Genomic DNA, 19,526 nt, shown 5'->3' on the forward strand with positions numbered 1-19,526 from the left:
CCCCGCCGAGGCCCCGGCCGAAGTCCCGGCCGAGACCCCCGCTCCCCACGCCCGCCGCCGGCCGGACGCTGCTCTTCCCGCTCTCCGGCCGCGGCGAGCAGGCCCTGCGCGCCCAGGCCGCCCGGCTCGCCGCGTACGCCGCCACCCACACCGGGACGGCCGCGGACCTCGCGCACGCCCTGGCCGCCACCCGCACCGCCCACGAGGACCGGGCCGTCGTCCTCGCCGAGGACCTCACCGGCCTCACCGCCGGACTCGACGCCCTCGCCGCCGCGACCGCCTCCCCCCACCTGGTCCGCGGCCGGACCGGCTCCGGCACCACCGCGTTCCTCTTCTCCGGCCAGGGCAGCCAGCGCCCCGGCATGGGCCGCGAACTGCACGCCGCGCAGCCCGCGTTCGCCGCCGCCTTCGACGAGGTGTGCGCCGCCTTCGACGCACACCTGCCCCGCCCGCTCCGCGAGATCGCCTTCGCCGCCCCGGGCACCGACGAGGCCGCCCTCCTCGACCGCACCGCCTGGACCCAGCCCGCCCTGTTCGCCTTCGAGGTCGCCCTCCACCGGCTGCTCGGCCACCTCGGCGTCCGCCCCGACTACCTCGTCGGCCACTCCATCGGCGAACTCGCCGCCGCGCACGTCGCCGGGATCCTCACCCTGCCCGACGCCGCCGCGCTCGTCGCCGCCCGCGGCCGCCTCATGGACGCCCTCCCCGCGGGCGGCGCCATGGCCGCCCTCCAGGCCGACGAGACCGAGGTCGCGCCGCTCCTCGCCGGACGCGCCGACCGGGTGTGCGTGGCCGCCGTCAACGGCCCCCGCTCCGTCGTGGTCTCCGGCGACGAGGACGCCGTCGACGCCCTCGCCCGGCACTTCGCCGCGCTGGGCCGCAAGACCAAGCGGCTGCCCGTCAGCCACGCCTTCCACTCCCCCCACATGGAGGGCATGCTCGACGCGTTCCGCACCGTCGCCGCCTCCGTCTCCTACGCCCCGGCCCGCATCCCCCTCGTCTCCAACCTGACCGGGCGGATCGTCACCGACGAGGAGATCGGCACCGCCGACTACTGGGTGCGCCACGTCCGCGAGGCCGTCCGCTTCGCCGACGGCATCCGCGCTCTCGACGCCGCCGGCGTCACCACCTACGTGGAACTCGGCCCCGACGGCGCCCTGTCCTCCGCCGGACGCGAATCCTCCGGCGAGGACGCCGCGTTCGTGCCGGTCGCCCGTACCGGCAAGCAGCCCGAGCCCGAGTCGCTCACCATCGCCCTCGCCCGCCTGCACACCCTGGGCGCCGCCCCGGACCTGCGCTGGGAGACCCTCCTCGGCCTCACCGGCCCGGCCCCCCGGCTGGACCTGCCCACGTACGCCTTCCAGCGCCGCCGCCACTGGATCGACGCGGCTCCCGCCACTGCGGTGGCGGCGACCGCCCCGACGGCGGTCCCCGCCGCCGACGCACCGGACGAGGAGGCGCACTCCGACGCCGGGGCCCTGCGCGCCCGGCTCACCGCACTCCCCGCCGCCGACCGCGAGCAGGCCGTCCTCGACCTGCTCCGCGCGGACATCGCCGCCGTCCTGCGCCACGACGACGCCCGCGACATCGACCTGCGCGAGACCTTCCACGAACTCGGCTTCGACTCCTGGACCGCCGTCGAACTCCGCGACGGCCTCACCCGCAGCACCGGACTGGCCCTGCCCAGCAGCCTCCTGTTCGACCACCCCACGCCCGTCGCCCTCGCCCGCAACCTCACGGAACGCGCCCTCGGCCGGACGGCCGGCCCGGCCGCCACCACCCGGCACACCGCCGCCGCGGCCGCCGACGAACCGATCGCCGTCGTCGCCATGGCCTGCCGCTTCCCCGGAGGCACCGACTCCCCCGAGGCACTGTGGGAGGTCCTCGCCGCCGGCCGGGACGTCACCGGACCCTTCCCCACCGACCGCGGCTGGGACCTGGAGGGCCTCTACGACCCCGAGGGCCGGCCGGGCACCCACTACGTGCGGGCGGGCGGCTTCCTCGACGGCGCCACCCTCTTCGACCCCGCCTTCTTCGGCATCTCGCCCCGCGAGGCCGCCGCCATGGACCCGCAGCAGCGGCTCCTGCTGGAGACCTCCTGGGAGGCCCTGGAGCGCGCCGGCCTCGACCCCCTCGCCCTCAAGGGCACCGACACCGGCGTGTTCATCGGCGCGACCTTCCAGGACTACGGCCCGCGCCTGCACGAGGGCACGGAGTCCACCGAGGGCTACCTGATGACCGGCAGCACCCCCAGCGTCGCCTCCGGCCGCATCGCCTACACCCTCGGCCTCGAAGGCCCCGCCGTCACCGTCGACACCGCCTGCTCCTCCTCCCTGGTCGCCCTGCACCTGGCCGCCCAGTCCCTGCGCCAGGGCGAGTGCACCCTCGCCGTGGCCGGCGGCGTCACCGTCATGCCCACCCCCGGCCTCTTCGTCGAACTCACCCGCCAGCGCGCCCTGTCCGCCGACGGCCGCTGCAAGTCCTTCTCCGCCGACGCCGACGGCACCGGCTGGGCCGAGGGCGCGGGCGTCCTCCTGCTGGAGAAGCTCTCCGACGCGCAGGCCAACGGCCACCAGGTCCTCGCCGTCATCCGCGGCTCCGCCACCAACCAGGACGGCGCCAGCAACGGCCTCACCGCCCCCAACGGCCCCTCCCAGCAGCGCGTCATCCGCCAGGCCCTCGCCAACGCGGGCGTCGCCGCCGACACCGTCGACGCCGTCGAAGCCCACGGCACGGGCACCAGGCTCGGCGACCCCATCGAGGCGCACGCCCTGCTCGCCACCTACGGCCAGGGCCGCGACGAGGACCGGCCGCTGTGGCTCGGCTCCCTCAAGTCCAACACCGGCCACACCCAGCAGGCCGCCGGCGTCGCCGGCGTCATCAAGATGATCCTGGCCCTGCGCCACGGCGTCCTGCCCAAGACCCTGCACGCCGAGGAGCGCTCCCCCCACATCGACTGGTCGGCGGGCTCCGTCGAACTCCTCACCGAGGCCCGGCCCTGGCCCGCCGCCGAGGAGACCGGCCACCCGCGCCGCGCGGGCGTCTCCTCCTTCGGGATCAGCGGTACGAACGCCCACCTCATCCTCGAAGAGGCCCCGGCCCCGGCCCCGGCCCCGGCGTCGCACGAGCCGGAGGCGGCACCCGCCGCCGGCCCCGTGGCGTGGCTGCTGTCCGCCAAGACCGAGGACGCCCTGCGCGAGCAGGCCGCCCGGCTGCGCACCCACGCGGCCGAGCACCCCGACACCCCCGTCGCCGCCGTCGCCGCCGCGCTCGCCGGACACCGCTCCGTCTTCGGCCACCGGGCGGCCGTGCTGGGCTCCTCCCGCGAGGAACTGCTCACGGGCCTGGAGGCCCCGCTGGTGTCCGGCGTCGCGGACGCGGGCGGCAAGACGGTGTTCGTCTTCCCCGGTCAGGGTTCGCAGTGGGTCGGGATGGGTGTCGAACTGCTCGATTCCTCGCCGGTGTTCGCGGCGCGGTTCGCGGAGGTCGCGGCGGCGGTGGAGGCGCATGTCGACTGGTCGGTGGAGGAGGTGCTGCGCGGTGACGGCGAGGGTCTGACCCGGATCGAGGTGCTGCAGCCGGTCCTGTTCGCGGTGATGGTGTCCCTGGCGGAGCTGTGGCGTGCGGCGGGTGTGGTGCCCGACGCGGTCGTCGGGCATTCGCAGGGTGAGATCGCGGCGGCGGCCGTGTCGGGTGCGCTGTCGCTGGAGGACGCGGCCCGGGTGGTCGTGCTCCGCTCGCAGCTGTTCGCCGACGAGCTGGTCGGCAACGGCGCTGTCGCCTCGGTGTCGCTCGGCGCCGACGCGGTCCGGGAGCGGCTCGCCCCGTACGGGGACGCCCTGTCCATCGCGGGGATCAACGGTCCGGGGACGGTCACCGTCGCCGGTGAGGTCGCCCCGCTGGAGGAGCTCGTCGCCGCGCTGGAGGCCGAAGGAGTCCGCGCGAAGATCATCCCCTCGACGGTGGCCTCCCACTGCGCCCAGGTCGACCGCCTCAAGGACCGGATCCTGGACCTGCTGGGCTTCGTTCAGCCCCGGACCGGGTCGGTCCCGCTGTACTCCACCGTCACCGGCGAGGTCCTGGACGGGCCCGAGCTGACGGCCGCGTACTGGTACGAGAACTGCCGGCAGCCGGTGTCCTTCGAGCCCGTCGTCCGTGCCCTCCTCGCCGACGGCTTCCGGGCCTTCGTGGAGTCGAGCGCGCACCCGGTGCTCACGTACGGGCTGGTGGAGACGGCCGAGGCCGCAGGCGCCGACATCCTGGCGACGGGCACGCTGCGCCGGGGCGAGGGCGGCCTCGCCCGGTTCACCACCTCCCTCGCCACCGCCTGGACCCGCGGCGTCGACGTCGACTGGACCGCCGTCCTCACCGGCTCGGGCGGCGCCCACGCGGCCACCGAGCTGCCCACCTACCCCTTCCAGCGCACACGCCACTGGCTCGACGCCCCGGACACCGGCAGTGCCGACGTGTCCGCGGCCGGCCTGTCCGAGGCCCGGCACCCGCTGCTGGGCGCGTCCGTACGGGTCGCCGACGGCGACCGGTTCCTGCTGACCGGCCGGATCTCCCTCGGCAGCCACCCCTGGCTCGCCGACCACGGCGCGCTGGACACCGTCCTGCTGCCCGGCACCGCCTTCGTCGAACTGGCCGTCCGCGCCGGTGACGAGGCCGGCTGCGCCCACCTCGAAGAGCTCACGCTCGAAGCCCCGCTCGTGCTCCCGCCCCGCGGAGCCGTCCAGGTCCAGGCCGTCGTCGGAGCCCCCGACGGCTCCGGCCGCCGCTCCGTCGCCGTCTACGCACGACCCGACGATGCCGACACCGACACCGCCTGGACCCGGCACGCCAACGGCTTCCTGGCCCCCGCAGCCGCCGCCGTGGCGGGCGCGGACCTGGCGGTGTGGCCTCCGGCCGGGGCGCTGCCCGTCGACGTGGAGGGGTTCTACGAGCGGGCGGCCGAGGCCGGTTACGCGTACGGGCCGGCGTTCCAGGGGCTGAAGGCCGCCTGGGCCGTGGACGGGACGGTGTACGCGGAGGTGGCGCTGGATCCGGCGCACCGGGAGGCGGCGTCCGCCTTCGGCCTGCACCCCGCGCTCCTCGACGCCGCCCTCCACGCCGAGCAGCTCGTCCGCGCCGCCCGAGGCGAGGACTCCGGCGTCCGGCTGCCGTTCGTGTGGAGCGGCGTGTCCCTCCTCGCCACCGGGGCCGCCTCCCTCCGCCTGCGCATGACCCCCCTCGGCACCGACACGGTCGCGCTGGACGTCGCCGACGCCGAGGGCCGCCCCGTGGCCCGCGTCGAGTCGCTCGTGCTGCGGCCCGTCGCCGCCGGAGCCCTGCGCGGCGCACACCGCGACGGACTCCACCGCGTCGAGTGGACGGCGGTCCCCGCCACCGGGGACGCCGGCGCGCTCCCCGACTGGACCGAGCTGGGCGGCGCCGCGTACCCGCGCCTCGCCGACCTCACCGCCGCCCTCGACCAGGGGCTCGCCGTCCCCTCGACGGTCGTCGTCACCTGCCCGCCCGCCCCGGGCGCGGACACCGACGGAGCCCCGACCGCCGAAGCCGCCCGCGCGGCGACGACCGCCGCCCTCGGCCTCGTCCGGGACTGGCTCGCCGAGGACCGGCTGGCCGCCGCCCGGCTGGTGGTCGTCACGCGCGGCGCCGTCTCCGTACGCGCCGGCGAGGACGTCATCGACCTCGTGCACGCCCCGCTGTGGGGCCTGCTGCGCTCCGCGCAGACGGAGAACCAGGACCGCTTCGTCCTGGTCGACCTCGACCCGTGGGACGACGGCGGCACCGACCTGTCCGCCGCACTCGCCACCGGGGAACCCCAGCTCGCCGTCCGCGACGGCTCCCTGCTCGTCCCGCGCCTGGTCCGGGCCGCTGACGCCTCCGCCAAGGGCGCCGTCTGGGACCCGGAGGGGACGGTGCTGGTCACCGGCGGTACGGGTGCGCTGGGCGGGCTGGTGGCCCGGCACCTGGTGGCGGAGCACGGGGTGCGCTCGCTGCTGCTGACCGGCCGTCGCGGCGCGGATGCGCCGGGCGCGGCGGAACTGGCCGAGTCGCTGCGGGAGTTGGGTGCCGTGGTGGACGTCGTGGCCTGCGACGCCGCCGACCGGGAGGCACTGGCCTCGGTGCTGGCGGGCATCCCCGCCGACCGTCCGCTGCGGGGTGTGGTCCACGCGGCCGGGGTGCTGGACGACGGCCTCGTCGGCTCGCTCACGGACGAGCGCCTGGACGCCGTGATGCGGCCGAAGGTGGACGCCGCGTGGAACCTCCACGAGCTGACCCGCGACCTCGACCTCACCGCCCTCGTCCTCTTCTCCTCCATCGCGGGCGTCTTCGGCAACCCGGGGCAGGCCAACTACGCGGCCGCCAACGCCTTCATGGACGCCCTCGCCCACCGCCGGCACGCCCAGGGCCTCCCCGCCACCGCCCTCGCCTGGGGCCTGTGGGAGCAGTCCAGCGGCATGCTCGCCCACCTCAAGGACGGCGACCTCGGCTGGATGGCCCGCGCCGGCATCCTGCCGCTGGCCACCGACCACGCCCTCACACTCCTCGACACCGCGCTCCGCGCCCCCGGCGACCCCCTGCTGGTCCCCGTACGCCTGGACGCGGCGACCCTGCGCACCCGCGCCGCCGCCGGCATGCTGCCCGCACTGCTGCGCTCCCTGGTCCGCACCCCCGCCCGCCGCGCCGTCGAGGCGGCCGCCCCGGAGGCCGAGGTCTCCTCACTCGTACGCCGCCTCACCGCACTCGACGCCGCCGAGCGCGAACGCGAACTCCTCGACCTCGTGCGCGGCCGGGTCGCGGCCGTCCTCGGCCACGCCGACCCGTCCGCGATCCGCCCCGACAAGGCGTTCAAGGAACTCGGCTTCGACTCCCTCACCGCCGTCGAACTGCGCAACCAGCTCGGCGCCGCCACCGGCCTGCGGCTGCCCGCCACCATCGTCTTCGACCACCCCACCATCAACGCGGCCGCCCGCTTCCTGCTCACCGAGCTGCTCGGCGCACAGGACGGAGCCACGGCCGCCGGCACCGAGGAGCCGGCCGCGCTGGCCCAGGCCGCGACGGCCTCCGACGAGCCGATCGCCATCGTCGGCATGGCCTGCCGCTACCCCGGCGGCGTCGGCTCGCCCGAGGACCTGTGGCAGCTCGTCGCCGAAGGCCGCGACGCCGTCTCCGGCTTCCCCACCGACCGCGGCTGGGACCTCGCCACCCTCTTCGACCCCGACCCCGAACGGCTGGGCACCAGCTACGCCCGCGAGGGCGGATTCCTCTACGGGGCGGGCGACTTCGACCCCCTCCTCTTCGGGATCTCCCCCCGCGAGGCCCTCGCCATGGACCCGCAGCAGCGGCTCCTCCTCGAAGCCTCCTGGGAGGCCTTCGAGCGGGCCGGGCTCGACCTCGACACCGTGCGCGGCAGCCGGACCGGCGTCTTCGCCGGAGCCATGCACCACGACTACGCCTTCCGCGTCGAGGAGAACCCGCAGCGCGTCGAGGGATACGGCCTGACCGGCACCCAGGGCAGCGTGGTCTCCGGCCGCGTCGCCTACACCTTCGGGCTGGAGGGCCCGGCCGTCACGGTCGACACCGCCTGCTCCTCCTCGCTGGTCGCCCTGCACCTGGCCGCCCAGTCCCTGCGCCAGGGCGAGTGCACGATGGCGCTGGCCGGCGGTGTCGCCGTCATGGCCACCCCCAGCGTGTTCGTCGAGTTCAGCCGCCAGCGCGGCATGGCCGCCGACGGCCGCTGCAAGTCCTTCTCCGCCGACGCCGACGGCACCGGCTGGGCCGAGGGCGTCGGCGTGCTCCTCCTGGAGAAGCTCTCCGACGCCCGCCGCAACGGACACCGCGTCCTCGCCGTGGTCCGCGGTACGGCCACCAACCAGGACGGCGCCTCCAACGGGCTCACCGCCCCCAACGGCCCCGCCCAGCAGCGCGTCATCCGCCAGGCCCTCGCCAACGCCCGGCTCGCCCCGCAGGACGTGGACGCCGTCGAGGCGCACGGCACCGGCACCACCCTCGGCGACCCGATCGAGGCCCAGGCCCTGCTCGCCACCTACGGGCAGGACCGGCCCGAGGACCGGCCGCTGCTGCTCGGCTCGCTGAAGTCCAACATCGGCCACGCCCAGGCCGCCGCCGGCGTCGCGGGCGTCATCAAGATGGTCATGGCGATGCGGGAGGGCGTGCTGCCGCGCACCCTCCACGTCGACGAGCCCACTCCCGAGGTCGACTGGTCGGCCGGCGCCGTCGAGCTGCTCACCGAGTCCGTGGAGTGGCCGCGGACCGGCCGCCCGCGCCGGGCCGGCGTCTCCTCGTTCGGCATCAGCGGCACCAACGCCCACGTCGTCATCGAAGAGGGCCCGCAGGAGCCCGCGCCCGCCACGGAGCAGGAGCCCGCCGGGCTGCTGCCCTGGGTGGTCTCGGCGCGCAGCGCCGGAGCCCTGCGCGGCCAGGCCGCACGGCTGCTCGACCTGGACGGCGACGTCCCCGTCGCGGACGTCGCCACCGCACTGCTGACCACCCGGTCGCCGCTGGAGCACCGCGCGGTGGTGCTCGCCGAGGACCGCGACGGCTTCGCGGCCGGACTCCGCGCCCTCGCCGAGGGCAACGGCGCGCCCGGCGTCACGCAGGGCCTGACGGGCACCGGCGAGCGGCTCGCGTTCCTGTTCTCGGGTCAGGGTGCGCAGCGTCCGGGGATGGGCCGTGAACTGTATGACGCGCAGCCGGTGTTCGCGGCCGCGTTCGACGAGGTGTGCGGGCACTTCGACTTCCCGCTGAAGGAGATCGTCTTCGGCGGCGGGGAGGAGGTCCACCGCACGGAGTTCACCCAGCCGGCGCTGTTCGCCGTCGAGGTGGCGTTGTACCGGTTGGCGGAGTCCTTCGGTCTGCGTCCGGACTTCGTGGCCGGGCATTCGATCGGTGAGATCGCGGCCGCGCACGTGGCCGGGGTGCTGTCCCTGGCGGACGCTTCGGCACTGGTCCGGGCCCGTGGCGCCCTGATGGGCGCGCTGCCGGAGGGCGGCGCGATGGTCTCGGTCCGCGCCACCGAGGACGAGGTACGCCCGCTGCTGTCGGCGGACGTCGACGTCGCGGCGGTCAACGGCCCGGCCTCCGTGGTCATTTCGGGCGCGGAACAGGCCGTCCTCGAAGTGGCCGCGCAGCTGGCGGACCAGGGTCGCAAGACCAAGCGCCTCACGGTCTCGCACGCCTTCCACTCGCCCCTCATGGAGCCGATGCTCGACGGGTTCCGCGAGGTCGCCGAGACCCTGACCCACCGGACCCCGGCCATCCCGGTCGTCTCCAATGTCACCGGTGAGCAGATCACGGAGTTCACGGCCGAGTACTGGGTCGAGCACGTCCGCGGTGCGGTCCGCTTCGCCGACGGGGTCCGGTACCTTGCCGCGCAGGGCGTGGGCCACTTCCTGGAGCTCGGCCCCCAGGGCGTCCTCGCCGCCATGGCGGGGGAGTCCCTCCTGGAGGACTTCTCCGGGCTCCTCGCCCCCGTCCTGCGCAAGGACCGCCCCGAGCCGGAGGCCTTCCTCGGCGCCCTCGCCGAGGCCTGGACCCGCGGCCTCCCCGTCGACTGGGCCCCGCTCGTCGCGGGCCGCCCGGCCCGCCGGGTGGACCTGCCGACGTACGCCTTCGAACACGAGCGGTTCTGGCTCGCCCCCGCCCCCGCCTCGAACGGCGCGGCGGCCGGACTGGGCCTGACCTCCGCCACCCACCCGCTGCTCGGCGCCTCGGTCGACCTGGCCGGCGGGGACGGGCTGGTCCTCACCGGCCGGCTGTCCGCCGAGAGCCTTCCGTGGGCCGTCGACCACGCCGTGGCAGGAACGGTTCTGCTGCCCGGTACCGCCTTCGTGGAACTCGCGCTCCGCGCGGGCGACGAAGCGGGCTGCGGCCGCCTGGAGGAGCTGACCCTGGAAGCCCCGCTCGCGCTCCCGGAGCGCGGCGCGGCCCGCCTCCAGATCGCGGTGGGCGCACCGGACGAGGAGTCCGGCTCCCGCAGCGTCGTGATCCACTCGCGCCCCGAGTCCGCCGAGACGGCCCTGCCGTGGACCCGGCACGCCACCGGCACCCTCACCGCCGCCGGCCCCGCGCCGAGCGGTGCGGAGTTCGCGGTGTGGCCGCCGGCCGGGGCCCGGCCGGTCGACCTGCGCGGGTTCTACGAAGGCCTCGCCGACGCCGGTTACGCCTACGGGCCCGCCTTCCAGGGCCTCAAGGCCGCCTGGCGGTCCGGCGAGGAGGTCTACGCCGAGGTCGCCCTCGACCCGGCCCGGCAGGAGGAGGCCGCCGCGTTCGGCGTGCACCCGGCCCTGCTCGACGCCTCCCTGCACGGCATGCTGCTCGACGTCGCCTCCGGCGCCGACGGCGGCCTGCGGCTGCCCTTCGCCTGGAGCGGGGTGACCGTGCACGCCGAGGGCGCCTCGGCCGTACGGGTCCGCCTGGTGCCCGCGGGCGCCGACGCCGTGGCGGTCACCGTCGTGGACCCGGCCGGGCTGCCGGTCGCGACCATCGACTCCCTCACCCTGCTGCCCGTCTCCCACGACCAGCTGCACCGGGCGCGGTCGGCCGACCAGGACGCCCTGTACCGGGTCGACTGGACGACGGCCACCGCCGCCGACGAACCGCAGCTGAACTGGGCGGTGCTCGGCTCCCCGGCCGGCCCGGACGAGGAGGGCCTGCCGGCCCACCCCGACCTCCAGGCGCTGGCCGCCGCCGTAGCGGGCGGAGCCCCCGCCCCCGACGCGGTGCTGCTGCCGGTTCCCCGGACGCGTACCGGCGTACGGGCTGACGCCGTACGGGAGGCCACCGCCTCCCTGCTGGGCACCCTCCAGCAGTGGCTCGCCGAGCCCGCGTTCGCCTCGTCCCGCCTGGTCGTGGCGACGCGCGGTGCGGTCGCGGCCCGCCCGGGCGAGGACGTCACCGACCTGACGCACGCCGGGCTCTGGGGCCTGGTGCGCTCCGCGCAGGCCGAGAACCCGGGAAGGCTCGTCCTCGTCGACACGGACACCGCCGTCGAGGACGCCCCGGTGATCCCGGCCGTCGCCACCGGCGAGAGCCAGATCGCCGTCCGCGACGGGGAGTTCCTCGTCCCGCGGCTGGCCCGCGCCGACGCGGGGGCCCTGCTCGCCCCGCCGCGGGACGCCCCGCACTGGCGGCTCGACACCACCGGCGGCGGCACCCTGGAGAGCCTGGCCCTCACCCCCTTCCCGGAGGCCGCCGAACCGCTGGCCCCCGGCCAGGTGCGGATCGCGGTCCGCGCCGCCGGTCTGAACTTCCGCGACGTCCTGATGGCGCTCGGCATGTACCCGGACAAGATCGTCCTGGGCAGCGAGGCCTCCGGCGTCGTCACCGAGACGGGCCCCGGAGTTACCCACCTCGCCCCCGGCGACCGGGTGATGGGCATGGTCCCGCACGCGTTCGGCGAGGTGGCCGTCGCCGACGCGCGGATGCTGGCGCCGATGCCCGGGGGCTGGTCCTTCGAGCAGGCCGCCTCGGTGCCCGCGGTGTTCCTGACCGCCTACTACGCGCTCGTCGACCTGGCAGGGCTGACGGCCGGGGAACGCGTCCTCGTGCACTCGGCGGCCGGCGGCGTGGGCATGGCCGCCGTGCAGCTGGCCCGCCACCTCGGGGCCGAGGTGTTCGGCACGGCCAGCGAGGGCAAGTGGGGCGTCCTGCGCCGGCAGGTCAGGCTGGAGGGCGCCCACTACGGGTCCTCCCGCTCGACCTCCTTCGAGCAGCGGTTCACGCACGCGACCGGCGGCCGCGGCATGGACGTGGTCCTGGACTGCCTGGCCGGGGAACTGGTCGACGCCTCGCTGCGGCTGCTGCCGCGCGGCGGCCGCTTCATCGAGATGGGCAAGACCGACATCCGCGACCCGCAGGACGTGGCCGACGCCTACCCGGGCGTGCGCTACCGGGCCTTCGACCTGATGGAGGCCGGTCCGGAGCGGATCGGCGAGATGCTCGCCGAGCTGGGCCGGCTCTTCGACGCGGGCGTGCTGCGGCCGCTGCCGGTCCGCGCCTGGGACATCCGGCGGGCGCCGGAGGCGTTCCGCTTCATGAGCCAGGCCAAGCACGTGGGCAAGATCGTCCTCACCGTCCCGCAGGCCTGGGACCCGGCCGGCACGGTCCTGGTCACGGGCGGTACGGGCACCCTGGGCGCGCTGGTCGCCAAGCACCTGGTCACCACGCACGGAGTACGGCACCTGCTGCTGGCGGGCCGGCGCGGCCCGGACGCCCCCGGGGCGGCCGAACTCGTCGCGGAGATAGCCGAGTTGGGCGGCACGGCCGAGGTGGTGGCCTGTGACGCCGCCGACCGCGGGGCGCTGGCCGGCCTCCTCGCCGCGATCCCGGCCGGCCGGCCGCTGCGGGGCGTCGTCCACACCGCCGGGGTCGTCGACGACGGCGTCCTCGCCTCCCTCGACGCCGACCGGCTGGACCGCGTCCTGCGGCCCAAGGTCGACGCCGCCGTCAACCTGCACGAACTCACCCGCGACCTGGACCTCACCGCCTTCGTCCTCTACTCCTCCGTGGCCGGCGTCATGGGCGGCCCCGGCCAGGGCAACTACGCGGCCGCCAACTGCTTCCTGGACGCCCTCGCCCAGCACCGGCGCGCCCACGGCCTGCCGGGCGTCTCCCTCGCCTGGGGCCAGTGGGCCGAGTCCAGCGGCATGACCGCCGGGCTCGACACCGCCGACCTCGCGCGGATGAGCCGCAGCGGCGTCCTGCCGCTCGCCACCGAACAGGGCCTGGCCCTGTTCGACCAGGCGGCACGCCACGACGAGGCCCTGCTGGCCGCCGTACGCCTGGACACCACGGCGCTGCGCGGCCAGGCCGACGCGGGCCGGCTGCCCGGTGTGCTCAAGGGGCTCGTACGGGCCTCCGTACGCCGGGCCGCGGGCGAGGCGGCCGCAGCACCGGGGGCCTCGGCCCTCGCCGAGCGGCTGTCCCGGCTCACCGGCGCCGAACGCGCCGAAGCCCTCCTCGACCTGGTCCGCACCCAGGTGGCCCACGTCCTCGCCCACCCCAACCCGGCGGCCATCGACACCGAACGCGGCTTCCTCGACCTCGGCTTCGACTCGCTGACGGCCGTGGAACTGCGCAACGGACTCGGTGCGGCCACCGGGCTCCGGCTCCCGACCACGCTCATCTTCGACCATCCGTCGCCCGCCGCCCTCGCCGGTTTTCTGCACACGGAACTGGACCCGGGCGAGGGGCCCCGGGAGGCCGCGGTGCTCGACGCCATGGCCGGCTGGGAGGCGGCCGTCGCCGCCCTCCCGGAGGGCAGCGACGGCAGGGAACGGGCCGTGAACCGGCTGCGCTCGATCCTCTGGAAGCTCGAACAGTCCGGCACCGAGAACGACACCGACGAGGAAGCACAGACCTCCGACGGGGCCGCGGAGATCACCTCGGCGAGCGACGACGAGATGTTCGCCCTCATCGAGAAGGAACTCGGTCTCAGCTGATCCCCGCCCCGTCGTCCTGACCGTCCCACCGGAGGCACCGCCACGATGGCCAGCACCAACGAAGAAAAGCTCCGCGACTACCTGAAGCTCGTCACCGCCGACCTCCAGCAGACCCGCAAGCGTCTGCAGGCCGCGGAGGCGAAGGAGCAGGAGCCGATCGCCATCGTCGCCATGGCCTGCCGCTACCCGGGGGACGTCGGCTCGCCGGAGGACCTGTGGCGGCTGGTGGCGGAAGGCGGCGACGGCATCGTCGCCTTCCCCACCGACCGCGGCTGGGACCTCGACGCCCTCTACGACCCGGACCCGGACGCCCACGGCGCCAGCTACGTCCGCGAGGGCGGGTTCGTCCGCGACGCGGCCGGGTTCGACGCGGGCTTCTTCGGGATCCCGCCGCGCGAGGCCCTCGCCATGGACCCCCAGCAGCGGCTCTTCCTGGAATCCTCCTGGGAGGTCCTCGAACGCGCCGGGATCGACCCCGCCACCCTCAAGGGCAGCCGCACCGGCGTCTTCGTCGGCGCCGGCAACCCCGGCTACCTCGGCGGCGGCACCGGAACCCCGCACCGCGAGGTCGAGGGCTACACCCTCACCGGCAACGTCAACAGCGTCATCTCCGGCCGCGTCGCCTACACCTTCGGGCTGGAGGGCCCGGCCATCACCGTCGACACGGCCTGCTCCTCCTCCCTCGTCGCCGTCCACCAGGCCACCCAGGCCCTGCGCGCCGACGAGTGCTCCATGGCGATCGCCGGCGGTGTCACCGTCATGCCCAACCCGTGGCTGTTCCAGGAGTTCAGCCGCCAGCGCGGCCTGGCCGCCGACGGCCGCTGCAAGGCGTTCTCCGCCGACGCCGACGGCACCATCTGGGGCGAGGGCGTCGGCGTGCTCCTCCTGGAGAAGCTCTCCGACGCCCGCCGCAACGGACATCGCGTCCTCGCGGTCGTCCGCGGCTCCGCCGTCAACCAGGACGGCGCCAGCAGCGGCCTGACCGCCCCCAACGGGCCCTCCCAGCAGCGCGTCATCCGCCAGGCCCTGGCCAACGCCCGGCTGACGGCGCGGGACGTCGACGCGGTCGAGGCCCACGGCACGGGCACCGCCCTCGGCGACCCCATCGAGGCCCAGGCCCTGCTGGCCACGTACGGGCAGGACCGGCCGGAGGACCGGCCGCTGCTGCTCGGCTCCGTCAAGTCCAACATCGGGCACACGGCCGCCGCGGCCGGTGTCGCGGGCATCATCAAGATGGTCATGGCGATGCGGGAGGGCGTGCTGCCGCGCACCCTCCACGTCGACGAGCCCACCCCCCAGGTCGACTGGTCGGCCGGCGCCGTGGAACTCCTGACGGAGTCCGTGGACTGGCCCGAGACCGACCGTCCGCGCCGGGCCGGCGTCTCCTCGTTCGGCATCAGCGGCACCAACGCCCACGTGATCGTCGAGCAGGCGCCCGCCGGCACACCGGAGGAACAGCGGCCCGCCCCGGCCACCACCGGGCTCCTGCCGTGGGTGGTCTCGGCGCGCAGCGCGCAGGCGCTGCGCGGCCAGGCCGAACGCCTCCTCGGCCTCGACACCTCCGTCCCGGCGGCGGACGTCGCGGCGGCGCTCGTGACCACCCGCTCCGCGCTGGAGCACCGGGCGGTGGTCCTCGCCGAGGACACCGACGGCTTCCGCTCCGGCCTGCGCGCCCTCGCGGACGGCACCCCGGACGGCTCCCTGTCCGAGGGCACGGCACGCCCGGCGAAGCTGGCCTTCCTCTTCTCCGGCCAGGGCGCGCAGCGCCCGGGGATGGGGCGTGGGCTGTACGAGGCGCAGCCGGTGTTCGCGGCCGCCTTCGACGAGGTGTGCACGCACTTCGAACTGCCGCTGAAGGAGCTGGTGTTCGGCGGCGGGGACGAGGTCCACCGCACGGAGAACACCCAGCCGGCGCTGTTCGCGGTCGAGGTGGCGCTCTACCGGCTGGCGGAGTCCTTCGGCCTGCGCCCGGACTTCGTGGCCGGGCATTCGGTCGGTGAGATCGCCGCCGCGCACGTCGCCGGAGTGCTGTCGCTCGCCGACGCGGCCCGTCTGGTGGCGGCCCGCGGCGCCCTGATGGGCGCCCTGCCCGAGGGCGGCGCGATGGTCTCCGTACGGGCCGGCGAGGACGAGGTCCGTGGACTGCTGACGGCCGGAGCCGACATCGCGGCGGTCAACGGCCCGGAGTCCGTGGTCATCTCCGGCGCGGAGGACGCCGTCCTGGCCGTCGCCGCCACCCTCGCGGAACGCGGACGCACGACCAAGCGCCTGACCGTCTCGCACGCCTTCCACTCGCCCCTCATGGAGCCGATGCTGGAGGCGTTCCGCGAGGTCGCCGAGACCCTCAGCCACTCCGCCCCCGCCATCCCGGTCGTCTCCAACGTCACCGGCGGGCAGATCACCGAGTTCACCGCCGACTACTGGGTCCGGCACGTCCGCGCCGCCGTCCGCTTCGGCGACGGCGTCCGCCACCTCGCCGGACGCGGCGTCGGACACTTCCTGGAACTCGGCCCCGCCGGGGTGCTCACCGCGATGTCCCGGGAGAACCTCCCCGACGACTTCGACGGCCTCGTCGCCACCGCCCTCGACAAGCGCCGCCCCGAGCCGGAGGCCTTCCTCGGCGCCCTCGCCGAGGCCTGGACCCGCGGCCTCCCCGTCGACTGGACGCCCCTCCTCGCCCCCGGCACCCCGGCGCACTCCGTCGAACTGCCCACGTACGCCTTCCAGCACCGCCCCTACTGGCTGACCCCGGAGACCGGGACCCCCCGCGACGCGGCCGAGGAGAGGTTCTGGCAGGCCGTCGACGAGGAGGACGTCGACACCCTCATCGCCACCCTCGACATCGACGCCGACAAGCCGCTGCGCGAAGCCCTCCCCGACATGGCCTCCTGGCTGCGCCGCCGCCGCGCCCCCGAGACCCGCACCGCCCTCGCGGCCCTGCACTCCGCGCCCGACGCGGAGGCCGACGAGGCCGCGGGATCGGCGCTGCGCGAGCAGCTCCGCGACCTCCCCGAGGCGGAGCAGCTCCGCACCGTCCTGGACCTCGTACGCGCCCACGCCGCCGCCGTGCTCGGCCACGACGGGCCGGCCGCCATCGACCCGCAGCGGGCCTTCAAGGAGCTGGGCTTCGACTCGCTGGCCGCCGTCAACCTGCGCAACCGGCTCAACAACGCCACCGGGCTGCGGCTGCCCACCGCCTTCGCCTACGACCACCCCACCCCCGCCGCCGTCGCCGCCCACGTCCGGGCCGAAGTGCTCGGCGAGCACACCGCCGCCGTCACCGGCCACCTCGCGGGCGCGGCCGCGCACGACGAGCCCATCGCCATCGTCGCCATGGCCTGCCGCTACCCCGGCGGGGTCCGCTCGCCCGAGGACCTGTGGCAGCTCGTCGACACCGGCGCCGACGTCATCAGCCCCTTCCCCGTCGACCGCGGCTGGGACCTGGAGGCCCTCTACCACCCGGACCCCGACCACCCCGGCACCAGCTACGTCCGCGAGGGCGGATTCCTCCACGACGCCGCCGACTTCGACCCGGCCTTCTTCGGGATCTCCCCGCGCGAGGCCGTCGCCATGGACCCGCAGCAGCGGCTGCTGCTGGAGGCCTCCTGGGAGGCCTTCGAGCGGGCCGGCATCGACCCGACGAGCGTGAAGTCCGCCCCCGTCGGCGTCTTCGCCGGCGCCACCCAGCCCGGCTACTTCGGCGGGCTCCAGCAGATGGGCGGCGAAGGCGTCGAGGGCTACTCCCTCACCGGCAACCTGACCAGCGTCATCTCCGGCCGCATCGCCTACACCTTCGGGCTGGAGGGCCCGGCCGTCACCGTCGACACCGCCTGCTCCTCCTCCCTCGTCGCCCTGCACCTTGCCGCCCAGTCCCTGCGGGCCGGCGAGTGCACCATGGCGCTGGCCGCGGGCGTCACCGTCATGCCGACGCCCGACCTGTTCGTGGAGTTCAGCCGCCAGCGCGGCCTGGCCGCCGACGGCCGCTGCAAGGCGTTCTCCGCCGACGCCGACGGCACCGCCTGGTCCGAGGGCGCGGGCGTGCTCCTCCTGGAGAAGCTCTCCGACGCCCGCCGCAACGGACACCGCGTCCTCGCGGTCGTCCGCGGCACGGCCACCAACCAGGACGGCGCCAGCAACGGCCTCATGGCCCCCAACGGGCCCTCCCAGCAGCGCGTCATCCGCCAGGCCCTGGCCAACGCCCGGCTGACGGCGCGGGACGTCGACGCGGTCGAGGCCCACGGCACGGGCACCGCCCTCGGCGACCCCATCGAGGCCCAGGCGCTGCTGGCCACGTACGGGCAGGACCGTCCCGCGGACCGGCCGCTGCTGCTCGGCTCGATCAAGTCGAACATCGGCCACACCTCGGCCGCCGCCGGTGTCGCCGGCGTCATGAAGATGGTCATGGCCATGCGCCACGGCGTACTGCCCAGGACCCTGCACGCCGACGAGGCCACCCCGCACGTGGACTGGTCGGCGGGCGCCGTGGAACTCCTGACGGAGTCCGTGGACTGGCCCGAGACCGGCCGTCCGCGCCGGGCCGGCGTCTCCTCGTTCGGCGTCAGCGGCACCAACGCCCACGTCATCATCGAGCAGGGCCCGCAGGAGGAGCAGGAGCAGGAGCCCGTGCCCGCCGCGGAGCCCGCCCCCGCGGAGCTGCTGCCCTGGCTGGTCTCCGCCCGCACCCCCGACGCCCTGACCGAACAGGCGCGCCGCCTGCGCGACCTGACCGCGGCGGCCGGCCCCGAGCTGGACACCGCGAGCACCGCCTCCGCCCTGCTGGCCTGGCGCGCCCAGCTGGAGAGCCGCGCCGTGGTCCTCGCCGACAGCCGCGAGGGCTACCTGGAGGGCCTCGACGCCCTCGCGGCCGGCGCCTCGGCGCCCGGTACCTTCCGCGGCGAGGCCGTCGCGGGAGCCCGCACCGCCTTCCTGTTCTCCGGGCAGGGCGCGCAGCGCACGGGAATGGGCCGCGAACTGTACGACGCCCAGCCGGTGTTCGCCGACGCCTTCGACGAGGTCTGCGCCCACTTCGACCTCCCGCTGAAGGAGATCGTCTTCGGCGGCGGGGAGGAGGTCCACCGCACCGAGTACACCCAGCCCGCGCTGTTCGCCGTCGAGGTCGCGCTCTTCCGCGTCATGGAGTCCTACGGCATCCGCCCGGACTTCGTCGCGGGCCACTCGATCGGCGAGATCGCCGCCGCGCACGTCGCCGGAGTGCTGTCCCTGGCGGACGCCGCCCGTCTGGTGACGGCCCGCGGCGCCCTCATGGGCGCCCTGCCGGAAGGCGGCGCGATGGTCTCCGTACGGGCCGCCGAGGACGAGGTCCGCCCGCTGCTGCCCGCCGACGCGGACGTCGCGGCGGTCAACGGCCCGGAGTCCGTGGTGATCTCGGGCACCGAGGACGCCGTCCTGGCCGTGGCCGCGCAGCTGGCCGAGCAGGGCCGCAAGACCAAGCGCCTCACGGTCTCGCACGCCTTCCACTCGCCGCTGATGGAGCCGATGCTGGAGGCGTTCCGCGAGGTCGCGGAGTCCCTCACCCACTCCGCGCCCGCCATCCCGGTGGTCTCCAACGTCACCGGCGGGCAGATCACCGAGTTCACCGCCGACTACTGGGTCCGGCACGTCCGCGCGGCCGTCCGCTTCGCCGACGGGGTCCAGCACCTCGCCGCCCAGGGCGTCACCCACTTCCTCGAACTCGGCCCCCAGGGCGTCCTCACCGCCATGGCGGGGGAGTCCCTCCCCGACACCTTCTCCGGGCTCCTCGCCCCCGTCCTGCGCAAGGACCGCCCCGAGCCGGAGGCCTTCCTCGGCGCCCTCGCCGAGGCCTGGACCCGCGGCCTCCCCGTCGACTGGACACCGCCGCTCGCCGACCGGCCCGCCTGCCGGGTCGACCTCCCCACGTACGCCTTCCAGCGCGGCCGCTACTGGCTCGACGCCGCCCCCGCCGGAGCCGGCGCGCCCACCGCGCAGGACGAGGTCGACACCGAGTTCTGGGCGGCCGTCGAACGCGAGGACCTCCAGGCCCTCACCAGGCACCCTGAGCCTCGCCGACGAGGAGCA

2 protein-coding genes are annotated in these 19,526 nt (G+C 75.8%); both read left to right on the plus strand.

What is annotated here, in order from left to right:
• Positions 1 to 13,469 (plus strand): type I polyketide synthase (locus SSNG_RS44605; protein ID WP_007269136.1); only part of this gene is annotated, 13,469 nt, incomplete at its 5' end.
• Between the two features lie 45 nt (positions 13,470 to 13,514).
• Positions 13,515 to 19,526: type I polyketide synthase (locus SSNG_RS40885; protein ID WP_007269137.1), on the plus strand; the 6,012-nt coding region annotated here is incomplete at its 3' end.

It is taken from the genome of Streptomyces sp. C, from assembly GCF_000158895.1.
Lineage (GTDB): Bacteria > Actinomycetota > Actinomycetes > Streptomycetales > Streptomycetaceae > Streptomyces > Streptomyces racemochromogenes.